Raw genomic sequence first — 19,049 nt, 5'->3', positions numbered from 1 at the left:
CGGTTGAGGGGTGCTGGACGGAGTGCCGTCGACGCCAAGCTGGAACACCCCTCATCCGACCGAGCTGCGCTCGGCCACCTTCTCCCACAGGGGGAGAATGAGAAAACGGCACTACTCCTCCGGTTCCGTCGTGAACATCAGCGGGTAGCCCTTGGCCTTGCCGGCATCGGTCGCCCTCGTCGCCTTGGTCTCGGCGACGTCCCTGGTGAAGACGGCGACGACGCAGACGCCGCGCTGGTGCGCGGTGATCATCACGCGCCGCGCCTGGTCTTCGCTCAGCTTGAATTCGCCCTTGAGCACCGTCACCACGAACTCGCGCGGCGTGAAATCGTCATTGAGAAGGATGACCTTGTAGAGCTTCGGCCGTTCAATTTGCGGCTTCGTTTTGGTGCGGGGTCTGGTGACGATCTCAGGCATCGGAACCGGCAACTGCGCGCAAAAAACTTCGCGTTTATTCTGGCATATCCAAAAGCGGGCGTCCATTTTGAGCCCCGCACAAACCGCCCTTCCCGGCGGGCGCGCCGTTCACAAGTCTGAGATTGCCGCTGGCGGCTTAGGGTCGACCTCCCTCCGATGAGAAAAAGCTTACCTTCTCAACACCGCCGACAGCACGTCCCTGATGCCGATGGCGCCGACGAAGCGCGACTGGCCGTCGAACAGCGCCACGGGTGCGGTCTGCGAGCGGTGCATGGCCAGCATCACGGTCTTCAGCGAGGTGCCGGGATTGGCCCAGAACACCTGCGCCGTCTCCTCCGGCTGCGCCTCGACATCGGCGCAGGACACCCAGAACGCCGGCTTGCCGTCGCGCTCGGCAGCCGCCACCAGCCCGTGCTCGTCGATCTTGAAACGCGTCGTCTTGCGGCGGTCGAGCCACACCCAGCCGTCCTCGCCGTGCTCGAGGTCGCGGCGGTCGCGCATCACGTTCCAGGCGGTCAGCACCGAGAGCGGATTCACATTGGCGATGAAGTCGCGGACATAGTCGTTGGCGGGGCGCAGCACGATGTCTTCCGGCGCACCGGTCTGCACAATGCGCCCGCCTTCCATGATGGTGATGTGACTGCCGATCTTCAGCGCCTCCTCGAGGTCGTGGCTGACGAAGATGATGGTCTTTTTCAGTTCTGCCTGAAGCTGCAGTAACTCGTCCTGCAGCTTGGTCCGGATCAGCGGGTCGAGCGCCGAGAACGGCTCGTCCATCAGCAGGATCGGCGCTTCGGTGGCAAACGCACGCGCCAGCCCGACGCGCTGCTGCATGCCGCCGGAAAGTTCGTGGGCGTATTTCGACGCCCACTGGTCGAGGCCGACGAGCTTCAACTGGCGCTCGATGCGCGCCTTGCGCTCGGCGTCGGGCACGCCGGACAGCTCGAGGCCGAAGCCGACATTTTCAGCGACGGTGCGCCAGGGCAGAAGGCCGAACTGCTGGAACACCATGGCGACCCGCGTCTGTCGGATGTTGCGCAGCGTGGCGGCGTCGCAGGCCGCGACATCGACCATGCGGTCGCCGTCCTTGACCATGACATTGCCGCGCGCCGGCACGTTGAGCAAGTTGACGGCGCGGAGCAGCGTCGATTTGCCGGAGCCGGAGAGGCCCATCAGGACGGAAATCTCGCCCTCGTTGACGGTCAAATTGGCGCCGGCGCAGCCGAGCACGGCGCCGGTCTTCTCCAGGATTTCCTGACGCGTCGCGCCGCTGTCTACGAGCGCCAGCGCTTCCTTGCGCGCCGCGCCGAAGATGATGTCGACATTCTTGAAATCGACCGCGGCGCTCATTTGGCGGCTCCCGTGCCGATGCGGCTGATGCGGTCGAGGATGATGGCGAGCACGACGATGGCGAGGCCGGCCTCGAGCCCGAGCGGGATGTTGACCGAGTTCAGCGCGCGCACCACCGGCTTGCCAAGGCCGTTGGCGCCGATGAGCGCAGCGATCACGACCATGGAGAGGCAGAGCATGATGCACTGCGTCAGTCCCGCCATGATGGTCGGCAGCGCCGCCGGCAGCTCTACTTTCCACAAGAGCTGGCGTTTTGTCGCGCCGAAGGCCTCGCCGGCCTCGATCATCGGTTTCGGCACCGAGGTGATGCCGAGATGGGTCAGGCGGATCGGCGCGGGAGCGGCGAAGATGACGGTGACGATGAGGCCGGGAGCAATGCCGAGGCCGAAGAGAATGAGCACCGGGATCAGGTAGACGAAGGTCGGCATAGTCTGCATCAGGTCGAGGATTGGCTGGAGATAGCGGTAGCCACGCTCGTTATGCGCCGCCCAGATGCCGATCGGCACGCCGATGGCCATGGAGGCCGCAGCGGCGGCCACGACCAACACCAGCGTCTCGACCGTTTCCTGCCAGAGATCCTGGTTGACGATAAAGAGGAGGCCGAGCGCGACGGCAAGCGCCAGCTTCCATGATTTCTGCAGGTACCAGGCAAGCCCGGCTATGGCGGCAACCAGGAGAACCGGCGGGACGAGCAGCAAAAGATCGACCAACCCGTCGAGAACGACGGTGAGCCCATCGGCGATACTGTCGAAAAACCATTCGAAATTGGTGGTCAGAAAGTCGAAGAAGGTCTTGCCCCACCGCCCGATCGGGATCTTGAAGCTCGAAATCAGTTGCGAAACCGGATCCATGGCAAATGTCCCCTCATTCTACTTCGCCCTCCCCCTGGCGGAGTGGGTCGAACCGCGCAGCGGAGTGGGGTGGTCACGGTTATGCTCCGTTCTGCACCACCCCCACCGCGGCGCGTGCCGCGCCGACCCTCCCCTCAAGGGGGAGGGTGTAAATCTGCTACGAACCCAGCGCAGTTTTCACGGCGGCCGCCGCGTCGCCGCCGTCGAAGGTCGTCACACCGGCGAGCCATGGGGTAATCGCGTCCGGATTGGCCTTGAGCCATTCGGTAGCCGCGGCCTTCGGGTCGGCGCCATCATTGAGGATCGCACCCATGATCTCGTTTTCCATCTTGAGCGAGAACACCATGTTCTTGAGCAGCGCGCCGACGTTCGGGCATTCGGTGGTGTAGCCGGCCCGGACATTGGTGGCGACGGTCGCGCCGCCGAAATTCGGGCCGAACACCTCGTCGCCACCCGACAGATAGGCCATCTTGATGTTGGCGTTCATCGGATGCGGCTCCCAGCCGAGGAAGACCACGTCTTCGCCTGATGCGGCAGCCTTCTGCACCGCCGACAGCATGCCGGCCTCCGAGCTTTCGACGAGTTCGAAATCCTTCAGGCCGAACTTGTTGGTGGCGATCATGTCGAGGATCAGGCGGTTGCCGTCATTGCCGGCTTCGATGCCGTAAATTTTGTTGTCGAGCTTGTCCTTGAACTTGGCGATATCAGCGAAATCCTTGAGACCGGCGTCATAGGTGTGCTGCGGCACGGCAAGCGTATACTTCGCGCCTTCGAGGTTGGTCACGACCGTCTCGACCGACTTGTCTTCGAGATAGGGCTTTATGTCGGCTTCCATGGTCGGCATCCAATTGCCGAGGAAGACGTCGACGTCCTTGTTCTTCAGCGAGGTGTAGGTGACCGGAACCGACAGCACCTGCACGTCGGGCTCGTAGCCGAGCGCTTCGAGGATGACGCTGGCGGTAGCGGTGGTGGCGGTAATGTCGGTCCAGCCGACATCGGCAAAACGCACCGGCTTGCAGCTTTCCGGCTCGGCGGCGAATGCGCCGCCCGCGGAAAGAAATGCCGCCAGACCGAAGCCGGCGGCGAATAGTTTCATACGCGACATTATGTATTCTCCCATTGTGATCTATCGGCGAAGCGAAGTTGCGGTTTTGTCTCCGCCTTGTTTCGTCAGCCAAACACCATTCTGGTGCGGTTTCAAGCGGTAAGACAATCGCGGTCAACGGCGCTGGCTGGCCGATCAGCGACACGTTCGCCGCTTTTCCGGTGGAATGTAGGGACGCCCCTCCCCGCGCCGGGACAACTCGGCTTAAAAGGGCGCATGGCCAAGCTGTACTTCCACTACGCGACGATGAATGCCGGCAAGACGACGATGCTGCTGCAGGCCTCGTACAATTACCGCGAGCGCGGCATGACGACGATGCTGTTCGTCGCCGGCCACTACCGCAAGGGCGATACCGGGCTGATCTCGTCGCGCATCGGCTTGGAGACGGAGGCCGAGATGTTCCGCGACGGCGATGATCTGTTCGCCCGGGTCGCCGAGCATCACGACCACACGACCGTGCATTGCGTCTTCGTCGACGAGGCGCAATTCCTCGAGGAGGAGCAGGTGTGGCAGCTTGCCCGCATCGCCGACCGGCTGAACATCCCGGTCATGTGCTACGGCCTGCGCACGGATTTCCAGGGCAAGCTGTTTTCCGGCTCGCGCGCGCGTCTGGCGATATCCGACGATCTGCGCGAGGTGCGCACCATCTGCCGCTGCGGCCGAAAGGCCACGATGGTCGTGCGCCTCGGCGCGGACGGGAAGGTGGCGAGACAGGGCGAACAGGTGGCGATCGGCAAGGATGTCTATGTCTCGCTCTGCCGCCGCCATTGGGAAGAAGAAATGGGCCGCGTCGCGCCCGACGATTTCATCGGCTTCACCAAAGTCTGACCAGCGCTATTCCGCGTTGCGTGCGCATGATCGAACGGTGCCAGGACAGAGGGGGAAGAACTGCGGCAAGAAAAACTGCGATCGGTGAGCTTCGTTGCTTTGCGACGGCAGTTATGCTATTGGTTTGGGTATGGTGCTGAGGGCGCCAACGACCCGCCGCCGAGGCGGGTTTTTTGTGTCGGGTTTCGCGCTATCCTTCGCAAACTCCTAATCTTCCGCCTTCCCTTCCCCCTATGCCGCACATATATTCCGGCGGTTCGCGACACGAACAAATGCCGAAGCGGGAGGCCCCAATGGCGACATTGCAGAATTTCGATGCCGAAATTGCCAAGACGAAGCAGGTCGTGCAGGACATGCGCACCAAAATCGAGCAGTCCGGCACGGTGCTCGACACGCTCGCCAAGACCGACAAGAAGATCGGCGACGCCAATTTCGACCTCGAGAACGCCCGAATCGAGGATGTGCTGAAGCAGCAGAAGGTGATGGAAGGCAACATCGCCGACCTGATCATCGGGCTGGAGGACGCCACCAACGTCTTCGGCGCCGAATTCGAGAGCATGAAGAACTACACCGGCTGGGAAAGCTTCGTCGGTATATTTTCCGACCAGAGCAAGCAGCGCATGCGCACCGACCGCGTCCGCAACATGTCTCTGGCCGGCAATCTGCAGGAGCTGCTGGCGAAATCCGACACCATTGTCGGCATCCTCAAGGCGCAGAAGCAGATCCTCGACCAGCGTTACAAGACCTCCGAGGCCAGCCTGTCGCAGGTGATCGAGCGCCGCAAGGCAACCATGTCCAATCTGGAGACCGTGCAGAAGCGCATCGAGGAGCTCAATCCGATGCTGCTCGACATCGAGAACAAGATCGCCGCCTCGACCAGCCAGAAGGAGCGCACCGAGCTCGAAGGCGAACGTTCGAAACTGGCCACGGAGTACAACGAGAAGCAGGCCAAGGAGCAGGAACTGCTGGCCGAAAGCCAGACGCTGGAGCGCTACACGTCGATGTTCCAGACCTTCGTCGATTCGCTCAACAACCAGATCGCGGCGCAGTCGACGCTGATCAACAAGCTGACCATCGATACCGAGCAGCGCATCGTGCTCTACAAGGCGTTGGAAGACTCGCTGAAGACCGCCGCCCAGCAGGACGTCGCCCACAAGATCAACACGCTGGGCAGCCAGGTCGACAACACCGCCGAGGAGACCATGGCCGGCATCGGAGCGGCCTCGCAGAAGCACATCGGCGATCTCCTCGAAATGCACGAGAAGAACATGGTGGCGACCGCCGACATCCAGCGCCGCAAGAAGCTGGCCGACGATGCCTTTGCCCGCCGCTTCGACGACGTGCTGAAGAAGCACAATGCGGCAAACTACGTGCAGTCATAATTGCTGCACTCGCATCGCTCCGAAGGGCTGGCTGCATGACCCCCGAAAACGAAGCGGCAACGCGCTATTTCTCGGCGATTACGGCGGCACTCAGCGGCCTCGAAGTGTTCATGCGCGACGATCGCTCGCCGCTCTACCGGCACGGCATTGTCGCCAAGATCGTCGCCGAATATATTGCGCGGCTCGACAACTCCTTTTCCTGCTGGCGCAACCGGCTGGGCTTCATGGAGACGTTCCGAATTTCGCGCGCCGAAAGCGGCTTTCCGGTCTTCCAGAACGTGCTCGAGCTGGAGAACGATCGCCGCCAGGCCGATACGCGTCTCGCCAACATACCGCTGGCCGACGAGTTGCGCGAGGAAATGGCCGACTTCATCCTGCGCCACAAGGAATTCCCCGAAGCGCTGCAGAAGTCGATGGCCGAGCGGCTCTATCTGGAGGGTGTCAGGAGCGAGACGACCTTCGGGCCGTTCACCTTGGCGCAGACGGCAAAAGTCTCGGTCAATCCGAAGACCGGGCGGCCCTACTACCTCGTCCACTGGGCCGCCTTCGACGGCAGCGCCAACCTGCCGCTGGTCTACATGGTGACGGTCGAGGATTCCTCCGAAGAGATGATCGGGCAGCTTGTCGACCGCAACGGCAAGCTCAACGACAAGGTCGACATTCCGCTCCCCGTCGAAGGCCTGCTCAATCCCGAGCTAGCCCACCGCTTCGACGACTTCACCGAGAAGAATTCCGCCTATACGCTGTCGCCCGCGACGATCGTCGTCAACCTCGACAAGGATTTCGAGCAACTCCACCCCAAGCAACTGCGCCGCGTCGTGCTCGGCCCGTTCTATTCCGCCGGGATTACCGACAACAATTCGACGGTCAGCGACGTTCTGGACAAGGTGCGCAAACCGGAAAACGCCTGGCTGCTGACCTGGACCATCCAGGAGGTCTACTCCAAGGCCGAAAAGCCCGGCCGCAAGGGGTTGTTTTCGAGCGAGAAGACGACGCAGGAATTCTTCATCGACACCGACGATCTCGAGGCCGCGCGGCAGGGCGTGTCGAGCTACGAGAAGCATGCGCTGATCCCGCATGAGGCCTATCAGGCGCTCTACGCCGCCGGCGAGGCGCAGAAGATCTTTTCCGGCTACAAGGTCCACATCCTGTCCAAAGGACAGGTCATCAGTGACGTCTGACCGTCAAACCGCGGAGCATCCTTCATGGACACCGGCCTGACCACGATTTCGGAAGCGGCAATCGAAAAGCACCGCGCCACCGCGCAGAGCTTCATCACCCGCATCGTCGTGCTCGAGGACCCGTCGCGGGAAGCCGGGACCGCACTGGCCGGCTCCAATCGCCGCTTCGTCTCGACCGTCTCGGTCGGCTCGGTGCGCCGCACGCGCGAGGTCGAGCTTTCCAAGACCGTCGCCGCCGTCCATCCCGGCGACCAGCTGCTGAGCATTGCGCAGCACATGCTGCTGTTTCGCACCCGGCGCGGGCTGGCGATCGCACTGGCCATTTCAGACGTCTTCGCCGAAGGCTCCGACCTCGAAAGCCTGCAGGCGAAAAACGCCCGCGCGCCGCTCGAAGGCGACGAGGCCGCCACCTTCAAGAAGCTGCTGTCGGCCTCGGCCTATATTTCGGCCTTCAGCCTCGCCTCGTATCTGTTCCAGCTGATCGACAGCGACGGCGAGGCCCCGAACGACACGCCCGAGCCGGACTTTTTGTTCGACACGCCGCAGGACGCGGTGAAGTCGATCGTGGCCGGCCTCGACAGGGCGATATCAGGCGCGAAGGACGACGCCGATTTGATGACCCGGGCGCGCGCCTTTGCCCGTGTCGCCATCGACGGGCTTTTGGCGCGAAAGGGCCGCTTCGACGGCATCGGCCCGTTCGAGAACGCGCATATCCGCATCGACATCGACGACTTCACCCTTGACGGCTTCGACGTCGCACCGGGCAAGCGGTCTAAGCCGCTGGTGATGACCTTCAAGAAGCCCGAAGAGGTCGTCGGCAACCACATCGCCAAGTACCAGTCGGTGAAGCTCGCCAAAATGCTGATGGCTTACGATTTCGAGCGCGAGCTGAACCCGTTCGTCGAGCTCGGCGGCTTCCTGTTCACCTTCATCGGCGACGGCGCGCCCGGCACCGGGAAAACGACGCTGATCCAGATGATCGCCGGTCTCGTCAACGGCTACTGCCAGGTCGCCGGCTATCCCTTCGCCTACGAGAATTTCGGTGTCGACCAGATCTCCTCCTACCAGGGCAAGTCGGGCCAAAACTGCCGCCAGTTCATCAACAATGTGCTGAACCCGCGCGTCATCGGCTTCGGCACCATCGACGATATCGATCAGGTGGCGGCACGCCGCTCCGACGATCGCGCCTCGGCAGGCCAGCAGGAAATCACCGGTGTCCTGATGGACGCGTTTGCGGGTGCCGGCACCGTGGTGCGCGGCAACTGCTCCTTCGGCATGTTCTCCAACTATCCCGAAAACGTCGACGACGCGCTGCGCCAGCGCGCCGGCGCCCGCTGGCTGGTCGATGGGCCACAAACGCGCGACGACTACATCGACATCTTCGTGCTGCTCGCCGGCAAGAACCACAAGATCCCGCTCGGCGACCACAAGCTCTATGCCGCCCAGGAAATCCAGCGCGCGGTGATGGAAGCCTATGAAGAGCATGAAAAGCCCAAGGAAGACGGGCTGATGAAGGTCTATGAGCGCTACATGAAGGAGAACGGCGCACCGAAATCGATGGCCGACATCGGCACCTATCTGCACATGATCAAGGAGGCCGAGCCGCGCTTCACCGGCCGCGCCATCAAGAACGTCACCGATGCGATCAAGATGCGCGCCATGGATATCGAACTGCCGGACGAATGGTTCGAGAAGCCGGAAGTCTTCATGCACAAGGGCTACGACGACAAGAAGGCGATGATCGAGGAACTGCGCGGTCCGTTCTCGATGGATATGGTCATGCAGGAGGTCAACCGCTACGCCGACTCGGAGTTCCGCTATTCCGACAAGTCCGACGACGCGGCGGTGACCAAGATGATCCGCGACACCCGCCTGCGCGACCGCGCGGTGCGCGAGATCGAGGAATTGAAGAAGAAGGGCTTGTGGAATGCTTGAGGTTCTTCCTTCTCCCCGTTCACGGGGAGAAGGTGCCCGGAGGGCGGACGAGGGGCAGCGCAATGCGTGGTGGAAACGAACCGAAAGTATCAAAGGCCCGGCAACTTCGGAAAGTTGAAAACGACGCCGAGGAAAAACTCTGGAGCGAACTGCGTGGACGGAGATTGAATGGCCATAAATTTGTTCGTCAACTGCCAATCGGTCCATATTTTGCAGACTTCGCCTGCCGTGAAGCCAATCTGGTTGTGGAAGTTGATGGAAGCCAGCACGCAAATCGATCTCAGGATCGGTACAGGGACGAAACGATGAACCGGAACGGCTGGTCGGTGCTGCGGGTGTGGCACGCTGATGTCCTAGCGAGTCGCAAAAGCGTGTTGGATACGATCGTAGCGGTCCTGGACGGTCGACTGGATAAAAAAATGATCGCTGTCGACGCGAAATTTCTGCCGTCAGCAACTTCAGAGGAAAGATGATGAGCGTCTGCGCCGCCCCTCATCCGCCCTTCGGGCACCTTCTCCCCGTAAACGGGGAGAAGGGATAGATGAGCCCCGCCAGGAAATCCGATCTGCTGCGCGAGAACGAGCTGATCTATGGCCGGCTGCTGACCATCGACGAGCCGCATCTCATCCAGCGCTACAACAAGGCTTTGGTCGCCTTCGGCCTGAAGCCGACGAAGCTGAAGAGTTTTGAGATCGACCGCACCGGCTTCTCGCCGCAGGTGGCCGAGGAATGCGGCGACTACCACTATCTAGATCCCAACGAGATCAACCGCCGTTTCATCATCCTGACGCCGTCGCAGATCGACCTGCCGGTGGTCCACACCGCCTTTTCCAATACCTCGCAACTGATGTTCGAGTTCATGTCGACGAACCAGCGCGCCATCGACGCGCTGACCATCAAGGATGTCATCTACGGCGAGATCGAGGATTCGGTCCCCAAGGTCGACGACATCGAGGATCTGCTGTCGATCAACCAGGTCGAGTTCAAGGTGCTGTCGGCGGAAGACGTGCTCGGCAAGGCCGCCGAACTCGGCAAGCTCGTCGACCAGCTGAAGCAGGAGCCGGACGCCTGGCGTGACAACGCCATGCTCACCCACATGGTGGAGCTGGCCAAGATCTGCGGCGACATCCGCGAGAACGCGCTGGTGCCGGATCAGGTGATCTTTCGTCACAGCGCCTATTGGACCAGCCATTTCGGCGGGCTCTATGTGTTCATTGACCCGGACATGACGACAGTGATCAGCGACCCGGCAGCCCCAGGCTTCCGTCGCTCGCGACCGTGGCAAGTGAGCTACCTCTCGATCAATGATGCCGACCGGGTGTTCAAGTTCCTCGCCGCGACCGGCCGCATCGAACTGCCGCGTGCCTCATGGATCGAAACATCAGGCTATCTCGAACATCGCGCCGAAATGGTGGTGCGCGCGCTGATCCGCGATGCCGAGCCCGACCGTAATCTGACCGATGTCGACAAAGTCTGGCTGCAGACCTGGATCCACGGCCATGCCGACCTGATCACCAGGGACGGCAATTTTCCCTTCCTCAACGCCGCCAAGCGCGAGATCGCTCACCTTGGCTATCTAAAGATCGAAGACGTGTTCCCGCACCAGCGCTTCCTGGTGATCCGGGCCAAGCCCGGCCATCCCGACGCCTGGCTGACCAACCAGCTGATCTCGGATTTCGTGCCGCAGGACTTCGTTTCTCGCTACGTCTTCAACAAACCGGGATTCTACAGGGACTATGACGGCTTCAGCGACGCCTGGAGATCACATGTTGTGGACGTTCTGAAAACCACATATCTGAAAGACAAGGTGGCGTTTCGCACACGCCTCTACGGCCTTACCGATTGAATGACCGGCTGACTGACGAGGGGGTGACATCGCCATGCTTGATCCGATCGTGAATTTCTTCACACGGATTTTCCAGTGGATCGGCCGTGGCATCGGCTTCGCCGTCGGCGTGATCCTGTGGCCGTTCATCTGGGCCGGGCACTGGTATACGCAGCGCGGCTGGATCCTGAAGGCGGTGCTCGGCCTCGCTTTGCTCATGCTGATCGGCCTCTACGGCTACTTCATCTGGAACACGCAGGTCTGGAGCAATTTCAATCCCGCGTATGCGGAGGCATATAATTTCACACAGCCGGCCGGAACCGCCCCGGCGCAGCCCGCTCCTTCCGCCACCGGGGAAACCGCCGGTGTCGAGGGAGAGGTCAAGACCTGCACCAACTCGGCCATTGTCCAGGTCGCGGCCGATCTCATCGATTTCAACGTCAACGAGAACGCCTGGATCTCGTCGATGATACTCTACAAGCTCGGGTTCTTCGGCATGGACTGGGACCGCACGCCGTTTCTCGACAACAAGGCCTCCTTCCAGCGCGGGGTCAATCAGGCCATCCGGCGCACCGCTGTCGAGCTTGTCGACACGCTGGGCCGCGTCCGCGGCACCAGCCAGATAGATCAGAACCTGCAGGATGCGCGCGGCGCGATCACCTTCGACGAGGAAACCTGGTATTTCGGCCTCAGGCCCTTTGGTCCGAAAACCCCGACGCCGAGTTTCTATCGCACGGCGGCGAGCAGCCTTCGCGCCTTCAACGACCGGCTCATGAAATGCGAGGTTGTCTTCAACGCGCGCGCCGACAATCTGTTGCAGTTCGTCGACCGGATCGCGAGTGACATAGGCTCGACGTCGGACCTGATCCGCGACCGTTCGCAGAATTTCAACAGCGGCTGGTTCGACACGCGGGCTGACGACCGCTTCTGGTTCGCCTACGGCCAGCTCTACGGCTATTACGGCATCCTGACGGCGGCGCATCACGACTTCCAGCAGATCCTCGACAATCGCGGCCTCACACCACTTTGGAACAGCGTGGAAGGCCAGCTCAAGGCGGCGCTCGCCATCCAGCCTTTGATAATCTCGAACGGCCGCGAGGATGGCTGGATCATGCCCACCCACCTCACCACGATGGGTTTCTATGTGCTTAGGGTGCGATCGAACCTCGTCGAGGTCAGGTCCGTTCTGGATCGGTGAAGGGCCAATAGTGAAAGACGTCCTGGCTTGAAATCACCGCTGTCCCTGGTCGAAATCGGCAACTTGTCGAGGCAGCCGCATGTCGCGGAGAGCGGAACCTGACTGCCTCGTCGTCGTTCAACCGCTGGGCGGCGGCCAGCGAGGACACGAGATGGATATCCAGGAAGTTGCTCGAAATTTCTACGCCACGGTCGACACGCAAGACTGGGACAAACTGGCCAGTTTGGTCTCTCCAGATCTCGCCGTTCATCTCGGCAGTGCCAACCCGATCGGCTTCGATGACTGGCGCAAATCGCTGACCGAGTTCTTTGTTGGATTTCCGGACGGACATCACGTCGTCGACGACTGTGTCAGCGACGCCGACAAGGTGGTCACGCGCGGCCGCTTTCAGGGCACGCACACCGGCGTCTTCCATGGTGTCGAGCCGAGCGGAAAATGCGTATCGGTTGGTGTGATTCACATCGATCGCGTTGAGAACGGCATCGTAGTCGAACATTTCGGCCAGCTTGACGGCTTGGGGCTGATGCACCAGATCGGCGCATTCTAACGCGGCCGTTCGAAGCGCCGACCGAGGCTCGAACCCTGTCGCATTCCGTGCATTCCGCGGCTGTTTTGAGACGGCAGGACGGCGCGTGCTCTGGCTTTTATACGGCGCGACAACCGGGCGCGAAGATCCGGGAAAGGTCACCGGGAAACAGAGAGCTGCCTTTCTTCATAGGAAACATAGTTGCATGCAAGTTGACGCCACGGCAGCGACAGGGTTAGAACGTGCCCTCGCCTGAAGTGCCAGGCTGTTTCGAACAGGCTTGCGACCACACTGATCAAACCCGTCCCCTCCACCGTCCAATCCAGAGGAAAGCCGCCATGGCCGAAGTGAAGTCCGACATCGAGATCGCGCGCGCCGCCGACAAGAAGCAGATCCAGGCTATCGGCCAGAAGATCGGCATTCCAAGCGAGCACCTTTTGCCTTACGGCCACGACAAGGCGAAGATCTCGGCCGAGTTCATCAAGTCGGTGAAGACAAACAAGGACGGCAGGCTGATCCTCGTTACCGCCATCAACCCAACGCCGGCCGGCGAAGGCAAGACGACGACGACGGTGGGCCTCGGTGACGGTCTCAACCGCATTGGCAAGAAGGCCATCGTCTGCATCCGAGAGGCCTCGCTCGGGCCGAATTTCGGCGTCAAGGGCGGTGCTGCCGGCGGCGGCTATGCGCAGGTCGTGCCGATGGAGGATATGAACCTCCACTTCACCGGCGATTTCCATGCCATCACCACGGCGCATAATCTGCTTTCGGCGCTGATCGACAACCATATCTACTGGGGCAACGAGCTCGGCATCGACATCCGCCGTGTCGTCTGGCGCCGCGTCATGGACATGAACGACCGCGCACTGCGCGAGATCATCTGCTCGCTCGGCGGCGTCGCCAACGGCTTTCCGCGCGAGGGGGGCTTCGACATCACCGTCGCCTCGGAAGTCATGGCGATCCTGTGCCTTGCCACCGACCTGAAGGACCTGGAAAAGCGCCTCGGCGACATCATCGTCGCCTATCGCCGAGACAAGTCGGCCGTCTACGCCCGCGACCTCAAGGCCGACGGCGCCATGGCCGTGTTGCTCAAGGACGCCATGCAGCCCAACCTCGTGCAGACGCTGGAGAACAACCCGGCCTTCGTCCATGGCGGCCCCTTCGCCAACATCGCGCATGGCTGCAACTCGGTCGTCGCCACCACGACGGCGCTGAAGCTCGCCGATTATGTCGTCACTGAAGCCGGTTTTGGCGCCGATCTCGGTGCGGAAAAGTTCTTCGACATCAAGTGCCGCAAGGCCGGCCTGAAGCCGGCGGCCACGGTTATCGTCGCCACCGTGCGCGCTATGAAGATGAACGGCGGCGTCAAGAAGGAAGACCTCGGCAAGGAAAACGTCGAGGCGGTCAAGAAGGGCTGCGCCAATCTCGGCCGTCACATCGAGAATATCAGGCAGTTCGGCGTGCCGGCCGTGGTCGCCATCAACCATTTCTATTCCGACACCGACGCTGAAATCAGGGCGATGAAGGACTACGTCGCCTCGATGGGCGAAGAGGCGATCCTGTGCAAGCACTGGGCCCGCGGCTCGGCCGGCATCGAGGAACTCGCCAACAAGGTGGTGGCGCTGGCCGAATCCGGCTCCTCGCAGTTTGCGCCGCTCTATCCCGACGCGATGCCGCTGTTCGAGAAGATCAACACCATCGTCCAGCGCATCTATCGCGGTTCCGAAGCGATCGCCGACAAGTCGGTGCGCGACCAGCTCCACGCCTGGGAGCACGCCGGCTACGGACACCTGCCGGTCTGCATGGCCAAGACGCAGTACTCGTTCTCGACCGACCCGAACCTGCGCGGCGCGCCGACTGGCCACACCGTGCCGGTGCGCGAGGTCAGGCTGTCTGCCGGCGCCGGCTTCATCGTCGTCATCTGCGGCGAGGTCATGACCATGCCCGGCTTGCCCAAGGCGCCGTCCTCGGAGAAGATCTTCCTGAACGAAATGGGCCAGATCGAAGGTCTGTTCTGAGATTTTGAAGGCCGGAATGATAAAGGCGCCGCATCGCTGCGGCGCCTTTTGCTTATCCACGACAGACTTCTAAGCGGCGTTCCGTGCCAGCGCGCGCTGGTTGGAAGCGTGGATCGTGTCGCGTTCGGGCAGCGTGCCCGTCTTCAGACAGTCGATCCATTCGGCGGTCTTGAGAACGGCAGCGAAGCGCGACTGCAGTATGATAGTCACCACGCGGTGGATGTCCTCGGCCGAAGCATAGCCGGCGCTGTTGGCATAGGGCACCGAGCCGGTGGCGTCGGACAGGAACTCCACCGCAAAACCCATATGGACTGCGTGGATAACGGTCGAGAGATCGCAATTATGCGTCATGTAGCCAACGACGGTGATCGTATCGATGGCGTTGGCGCGCAACCAGTCCTCGAGGTCCGTACCGGTGAAGGCGCTCGGCAAGGTCTTTTCGACGTAATGATCGCGGCTTCGCCTAGATATCTCGGGATGCAATTCGGCGCCGTGGCCCCCTTTGGCGAAAATCGGCGACGTTTCGGGCGCCAGCTGCTTGATGACCACGACCTTGACGCCTGCCTCGGCGGCTGCGTCCATCGCTCGTGCTGCGTTGACGACGCTGTCGCGAAACGGCGGATATTGGATGGCCAGGTTGCCGCCATCATAGTCGTTCTGGATGTCGACGACGATGAGGGCGCGGCGTGGCGCCTTGCCTTTGACTGGTTCAGACACTGAGGTTTCCTTTCCCGTTTGGCTTTGATTGGTCGAGGATAGGCCTGCTGCCGGATCGCAAAAGTGTCCCAATTGACATTATTCAAAAGGATTGGGACAATTCGGATCTAACCCTTATTGGTGCTTAGCATGGCCGATCCGATCGTTGCCGCCATCGCCTTCGATGGCATCAGTCCGTTCCACCTTTCCGTGCCGTGCCTTGTATTCGGCGAAGACCGCGCCGCGCTCGGCCTGCCGCGCTTCGACTTCCGCATCTGTGCGATCGAAAGCCGGCCTATCCATACCGAAGCAGGATTGACCGTGACTGCGCCGCAAGGGCTTGGCAGCCTCGATGGCGCGGACATCGTCATCGTCCCAAGCTGGCGAGATCTCGAAAATCCGCCACCTGCGGTTCTGGTAGAGGCGCTGCTGCGAGCGCACCGCAACGGCGCATTGATTGTCGGACTGTGCCTCGGCACCTTCGCTGTTGCGGCGACCGGACTGCTTTCGGGGCGGCGAGCCGCGACGCACTGGGCCTATACCGAGCAGCTGCAGGCGCTTTATCCCGACATGATCGTCGATCCGGACGTGCTCTACATCGACAATGGCGATGTCATGACATCTGCCGGCGTCGCCGCCGGGCTTGACTGCTGTCTCCACATCGTGCGAGCCCGCTACGGCGCCGAGGCGGCTCTTCGACTTGCCCGGCAGATCGTGCTTTCTCCCCATCGGCAAGGTGGGCAGGCGCAGTTCATAGAACGCCCCATCGCCAGGACCGGCAACGCGGATCGCTTCACACAGGCCCTCGACACGGTGCGCAAAACGCTTGGCGATCTGCACAGTCTGGACAGCGTCGCCGACGCCGCCGGTCTCACCCGCCGGACGTTCACGCGCCGCTTCCAGAAAACGATCGGCACCAGTTTCGGCGACTGGCTGATCGATCAGCGCGTCGCGCTGGCGCAGCGGCTGCTGGAAGCAACGGAAAAATCGATGGACACGGTTGCCTTCGAGGCCGGGTTCGGTAGCGCCACGTCGCTGCGCCAGCACTTCGCGGCACGGCTCAGGACCTCGCCCGCGCAGTACCGGCGCGAATTCTCGAAGAACGCTGATCAGGACGCGCACGCCGCCTCGCGTTGATCCGGATGCTCAGCCGCGCCTGACCGGCCGCGCCGGGTTGCCCACAACCGTGGTGTTTGGCGGCACATTGCGCGTCACCACAGCACCCGCTCCGACAATAGCGCCGGCGCCGATGCTGATCCCAGCGAGGATGACCGCACTGCCGCCGATCCAGGCATTGTCGCCGATCTCGACCGGCTTGGCGATCTCCAGCCCGGCCTGTCGCCCCGCTGCCTCTTTGTGATGCTCGGCGCAGTAGATCTGCACGTTGGGGCCGAGTAGCGTTCCCTTCCCGATGCGGACTGGCGCCGTATCGAGGATGATGCAGCCGGCATTGAGGAAGACGCCGTCGCCGAGAAAGATGTTGAAGCCGTAGGCGCAGTGGAACGGCGCTTCGATCCGGGCGCGCTCGCCCGCAGCGCCGAGCAGCGACTTCAAGGCAGGTCCGACGTCGCCACGTTGCCGGGGCGGCAAGCTGTTGTGTTCGAACACCGCGTCGCGAGCGAGGATGCGCAGCGCCTCCAGCTCTGAGTCGAGGCAAGTATACCACTCGCCCGCGGCCATATTTATGCGCTCGCTTTCGTTCAAGGCGATGCCCTCCTGTCTTACCCTGCTGTTTCAACGTGGTGTCAAAGCACAGTCCATAAAAATCGGGTAACGCAGAGATCGCAGGCCTCTGGTCAAATGCCGATCCTATGCTAGCCTGCCCCGGCTGGGCCATCCCAGGCCGTGTGATCGAGGGGGGGATCAATCATGCTGTACTTCCTTGCACTTCTGATCGGCGTCGTTGCCGGCCTTCGCGCCATGACCGCGCCCGCCGCCGTCGCCTGGGGCGCTTATCTAGGCTGGCTGCCGGTCGCCATAACCTGGGCTGGTTTCATGGGCCATTGGATCACCGTCGGCATCTTCACCATCCTGGCCGTCGCCGAGCTCGTCACCGACCAGCTGCCGTCGACGCCGAGCCGCAAGGTCCCACAGCAGTTCGGCGCACGCATCGTCATGGGCGCCTTCACCGGCGCAGTGATCGGCGCGACCGGCGGCGCCACGATCGGCGGCCTGATCGCCGGCGCCATCGGCGCGGTGATCGGCACGCTGGGCGGCGCCGAGCTGCGCAAACGCCTGGCGATCGCTTTCGGCAAGGACCTGCCAGCCGCCCTTATCGAGGACGCGGTGGCGATCATCGGTGGCCTGCTGATCGTGGCGGCGGTGGCATGACGGCAAAGACATTCGACGCCATCATCATCGGCGCCGGACAGGCCGGCCCGTCGCTCGCCGGCCGGCTGACGGCGGCCGGTATGAGCGTGGCGCTGATCGAGCGAAAACTGGTTGGCGGCACCTGCGTCAATACCGGCTGCATGCCGACCAAGGCCATGGTGGCTAGCGCCTATGCCGCGCATCTTGCCCGCCGCGCCGCCGACTACGGCGTGACGCTCTCCGGCCCGGTCGGCGTCGACTACAAGGCGATCAAGGCGCGCAAGGACAAGGTGTCGAACGACGCCCGCGGCAACCTCGAAAGCTGGATCGCCGGCATGGACAAATGCACTCTTTATCGCGGCCATGCGCGCTTCGAATCGGCCAAATCCGTGCGTGTCGGCGACGACCTGCTGAGCGCCGAGAAGATATTCCTCAACACCGGCGGCCGCGCCTCGGTGCCCGACCTGCCCGGTGTCAACGACATTTCGTACCTGACCAATTCGTCGATGATGGATCTCGACGAGTTGCCGCGCCATCTCGTCGTCGTCGGCGGCAGCTACGTCTCGCTCGAATTCGCGCAGATGTTCCGCCGTTTCGGATCAGAGGTCACGGTGATAGAAAAGAGCCCGCGGTTGATCGGCCGCGAGGATGAGGATGTCTCAGCCGCCATCCTGTCCATCTTCGAAAACGAAGACATCACGGTCCATCTCGGCGCCGATGACATCGGCTTCGCCAGAAAGGGCAACGAAATTGCCGTGACCTTCTCCGCCGACAAGGCGCCGGCGGTCGGCTCGCATGTGCTGCTGGCGCTTGGCCGAACGCCCAACACCGACGATCTCGGCCTCGACAGAGCCGGCGTCGAGGTCGACAAACGCAGCTTCATTGTCGTTGACGACCAGTTGCGCACCAGCGTGCCCGGCATCTGGGCGATGGGTGACTGCAACGGCAAAGGCGCCTTCACCCACACCTCCTACAATGACTACGAGATCGTCGCCGCCAATCTGCTCGACAACGATCCGCGCAAGGTGAGCGACCGCATCGAGGCCTATGCGCTCTATACCGATCCGCCGCTCGGCCGCTGCGGCATGACGGAGACAGCGGTAAGAAAGTCCGGGCGTCGCGCGCTGGTCGGCCAGCGGCCGATGACCCGCGTCGGCCGCGCCGTCGAGAAAGGCGAGACGCAAGGTTTCATGAGGATCCTGGTCGACGCCGGCACCAAGGAAATCCTCGGCTGTTCGGTGCTCGGCCCCGGCGGCGACGAGGCGATACACTGCGTGCTCGATCTGATGTACGCCAAGGCGCCGGTCAGCACGCTCGCGCGGGCAACCCATATCCACCCCAATGTCTCGGAACTTCTGCCCACCATTGCCCAGGAATTGAAGCCGCTGGCATAGGCCGGGCAGGCGTTTGGAACCAGTAGTGTCCTC

The 19,049-nt window shown here is 62.2% G+C and carries 18 protein-coding genes; 12 read left to right on the top strand and 6 right to left on the bottom strand.

Translation table 11 applies throughout. The features are described from left to right. Nucleotides 1-111: 111 nt before the first annotated feature. The 4 genes from clpS to ACWTU7_RS02995 all read right to left on the bottom strand — a co-directional run bounded on the left by clpS (nt 112) and on the right by ACWTU7_RS02995 (nt 3,723). Nucleotides 112-417 carry an ATP-dependent Clp protease adapter ClpS gene (gene clpS / locus ACWTU7_RS03010; RefSeq protein ID WP_455837950.1) on the bottom strand — a complete coding sequence of 102 codons (306 nt, stop codon included), beginning with the start codon at nt 415-417 and terminating at the stop codon, nt 112-114. A gap of 168 nt (nt 418-585) precedes the next feature. Then, a complete protein-coding gene (choV, locus tag ACWTU7_RS03005; protein ID WP_455837951.1) occupies nt 586-1,767 on the bottom strand; it encodes a choline ABC transporter ATP-binding protein in 1,182 nt (393 codons plus the stop codon). Beyond that, nucleotides 1,764-2,618 (bottom strand): choline ABC transporter permease subunit, encoded by an 855-nt coding sequence (gene choW / locus ACWTU7_RS03000; protein ID WP_065011919.1) that lies wholly within the window; start codon nt 2,616-2,618, stop codon nt 1,764-1,766. The genes choV and choW overlap by 4 nt, the downstream gene beginning before the upstream one ends. Nucleotides 2,619-2,775: 157 nt before the next feature. Further along, nucleotides 2,776-3,723: a choline ABC transporter substrate-binding protein gene (locus ACWTU7_RS02995; protein WP_455837952.1), complete on the bottom strand. Its 948-nt coding sequence runs from the start codon at nt 3,721-3,723 to the stop codon at nt 2,776-2,778. Nucleotides 3,724-3,939: 216 nt separating this feature from the next. Between ACWTU7_RS02995 and ACWTU7_RS02990 the strand changes: the two genes are divergently transcribed. From ACWTU7_RS02990 to ACWTU7_RS02950, 9 genes are all read left to right on the top strand, one after another. Further along, nucleotides 3,940-4,551, top strand: a complete 612-nt coding sequence (locus tag ACWTU7_RS02990) for a thymidine kinase (protein WP_455837953.1) — start codon at nt 3,940-3,942, stop codon at nt 4,549-4,551. A 293-nt stretch (nt 4,552-4,844) separates the two neighbouring features. Next, entirely contained in the window at nt 4,845-5,933 is a 1,089-nt protein-coding gene (locus ACWTU7_RS02985; RefSeq protein ID WP_065011917.1) for a hypothetical protein, read from the top strand. A 35-nt stretch (nt 5,934-5,968) separates the two neighbouring features. After that, nucleotides 5,969-7,114, top strand: a complete 1,146-nt coding sequence (locus ACWTU7_RS02980; RefSeq protein WP_455837954.1) for a hypothetical protein — start codon at nt 5,969-5,971, stop codon at nt 7,112-7,114. Nucleotides 7,115-7,138: 24 nt separating this feature from the next. Next, nucleotides 7,139-9,049, top strand: coding sequence for an ATP-binding protein (locus tag ACWTU7_RS02975; protein ID WP_455837955.1), 1,911 nt, complete (start codon nt 7,139-7,141; stop codon nt 9,047-9,049). Between the two features lie 62 nt (nt 9,050-9,111). After that, nucleotides 9,112-9,522, top strand: a complete 411-nt coding sequence (locus tag ACWTU7_RS02970; protein ID WP_095494434.1) for an endonuclease domain-containing protein — start codon at nt 9,112-9,114, stop codon at nt 9,520-9,522. A 68-nt stretch (nt 9,523-9,590) separates the two neighbouring features. Then, complete coding sequence (locus ACWTU7_RS02965) at nt 9,591-10,895, top strand: DUF6638 family protein (RefSeq protein WP_455837956.1); 1,305 nt, start codon at nt 9,591-9,593, stop codon at nt 10,893-10,895. A 34-nt stretch (nt 10,896-10,929) separates the two neighbouring features. Next, a complete protein-coding gene (locus tag ACWTU7_RS02960) occupies nt 10,930-12,072 on the top strand; it encodes a DUF2333 family protein (RefSeq protein WP_455837957.1) in 1,143 nt (380 codons plus the stop codon). Between the two features lie 151 nt (nt 12,073-12,223). Further along, nucleotides 12,224-12,619 (top strand): ester cyclase, encoded by a 396-nt coding sequence (locus ACWTU7_RS02955; RefSeq protein WP_455837958.1) that lies wholly within the window; start codon nt 12,224-12,226, stop codon nt 12,617-12,619. Nucleotides 12,620-12,936: 317 nt separating this feature from the next. Beyond that, nucleotides 12,937-14,616, top strand: a complete 1,680-nt coding sequence (locus ACWTU7_RS02950) for a formate--tetrahydrofolate ligase (RefSeq protein WP_455837959.1) — start codon at nt 12,937-12,939, stop codon at nt 14,614-14,616. 69 nt (nt 14,617-14,685) lie between these two features. On the opposite strand, the gene ACWTU7_RS02945 is transcribed toward ACWTU7_RS02950, so the two are convergent. After that, the gene (locus ACWTU7_RS02945; RefSeq protein WP_455837960.1) at nt 14,686-15,333 is read right to left on the bottom strand and encodes a cysteine hydrolase family protein; all 648 of its coding nucleotides are present in this window, start codon (nt 15,331-15,333) and stop codon (nt 14,686-14,688) included. A 129-nt stretch (nt 15,334-15,462) separates the two neighbouring features. Between ACWTU7_RS02945 and ACWTU7_RS02940 the strand changes: the two genes are divergently transcribed. After that, on the top strand, nt 15,463-16,449 hold the full coding sequence (locus ACWTU7_RS02940; RefSeq protein WP_455837961.1) for a helix-turn-helix domain-containing protein: 987 nt from the start codon (nt 15,463-15,465) through the stop codon (nt 16,447-16,449). Nucleotides 16,450-16,458: 9 nt separating this feature from the next. On the opposite strand, the gene ACWTU7_RS02935 is transcribed toward ACWTU7_RS02940, so the two are convergent. Beyond that, nucleotides 16,459-17,016, bottom strand: a complete 558-nt coding sequence (locus ACWTU7_RS02935) for a sugar O-acetyltransferase (protein ID WP_455837962.1) — start codon at nt 17,014-17,016, stop codon at nt 16,459-16,461. Between the two features lie 165 nt (nt 17,017-17,181). Here ACWTU7_RS02935 and ACWTU7_RS02930 point away from each other — a divergent pair, with 165 nt between their 5' ends. Next, on the top strand, nt 17,182-17,643 hold the full coding sequence (locus tag ACWTU7_RS02930) for a DUF4126 domain-containing protein (RefSeq protein WP_455837963.1): 462 nt from the start codon (nt 17,182-17,184) through the stop codon (nt 17,641-17,643). Next, nucleotides 17,640-19,016: an FAD-containing oxidoreductase gene (locus ACWTU7_RS02925; protein WP_455837964.1), complete on the top strand. Its 1,377-nt coding sequence runs from the start codon at nt 17,640-17,642 to the stop codon at nt 19,014-19,016. The genes ACWTU7_RS02930 and ACWTU7_RS02925 overlap by 4 nt, the downstream gene beginning before the upstream one ends. Nucleotides 19,017-19,049 lie beyond the last annotated feature (33 nt).

The sequence above is a fragment of the Mesorhizobium sp. BHscii genome (genome assembly GCF_053848065.1).
Note: the sequence above shows the minus strand (reverse complement) of the source record. Positions and strands in the feature narration are given on the sequence as shown.

What these genes read in the sequence shown, in the direction of transcription:
- ACWTU7_RS02970 (WP_095494434.1), top strand. Translation starts at nt 9,112, where the DNA reads ATGCGTGGTGGAAACGAACCGAAAGTATCAAAGGCCCGGCAACTTCGG.
- ACWTU7_RS02975 (WP_455837955.1), top strand. Translation starts at nt 7,139, where the DNA reads ATGGACACCGGCCTGACCACGATTTCGGAAGCGGCAATCGAAAAGCAC.
- ACWTU7_RS02965 (WP_455837956.1), top strand. Translation starts at nt 9,591, where the DNA reads ATGAGCCCCGCCAGGAAATCCGATCTGCTGCGCGAGAACGAGCTGATC.
- choW (WP_065011919.1), bottom strand. Translation starts at nt 2,618, where the DNA reads ATGGATCCGGTTTCGCAACTGATTTCGAGCTTCAAGATCCCGATCGGG.
- ACWTU7_RS02955 (WP_455837958.1), top strand. Translation starts at nt 12,224, where the DNA reads ATGGATATCCAGGAAGTTGCTCGAAATTTCTACGCCACGGTCGACACG.
- ACWTU7_RS02960 (WP_455837957.1), top strand. Translation starts at nt 10,930, where the DNA reads ATGCTTGATCCGATCGTGAATTTCTTCACACGGATTTTCCAGTGGATC.
- clpS (WP_455837950.1), bottom strand. Translation starts at nt 417, where the DNA reads ATGCCTGAGATCGTCACCAGACCCCGCACCAAAACGAAGCCGCAAATT.
- ACWTU7_RS02940 (WP_455837961.1), top strand. Translation starts at nt 15,463, where the DNA reads ATGGCCGATCCGATCGTTGCCGCCATCGCCTTCGATGGCATCAGTCCG.
- ACWTU7_RS02925 (WP_455837964.1), top strand. Translation starts at nt 17,640, where the DNA reads ATGACGGCAAAGACATTCGACGCCATCATCATCGGCGCCGGACAGGCC.
- ACWTU7_RS02995 (WP_455837952.1), bottom strand. Translation starts at nt 3,723, where the DNA reads ATGTCGCGTATGAAACTATTCGCCGCCGGCTTCGGTCTGGCGGCATTT.
- ACWTU7_RS02985 (WP_065011917.1), top strand. Translation starts at nt 4,845, where the DNA reads ATGGCGACATTGCAGAATTTCGATGCCGAAATTGCCAAGACGAAGCAG.
- ACWTU7_RS02950 (WP_455837959.1), top strand. Translation starts at nt 12,937, where the DNA reads ATGGCCGAAGTGAAGTCCGACATCGAGATCGCGCGCGCCGCCGACAAG.
- choV (WP_455837951.1), bottom strand. Translation starts at nt 1,767, where the DNA reads ATGAGCGCCGCGGTCGATTTCAAGAATGTCGACATCATCTTCGGCGCG.
- ACWTU7_RS02930 (WP_455837963.1), top strand. Translation starts at nt 17,182, where the DNA reads ATGCTGTACTTCCTTGCACTTCTGATCGGCGTCGTTGCCGGCCTTCGC.
- ACWTU7_RS02980 (WP_455837954.1), top strand. Translation starts at nt 5,969, where the DNA reads ATGACCCCCGAAAACGAAGCGGCAACGCGCTATTTCTCGGCGATTACG.
- ACWTU7_RS02990 (WP_455837953.1), top strand. Translation starts at nt 3,940, where the DNA reads ATGGCCAAGCTGTACTTCCACTACGCGACGATGAATGCCGGCAAGACG.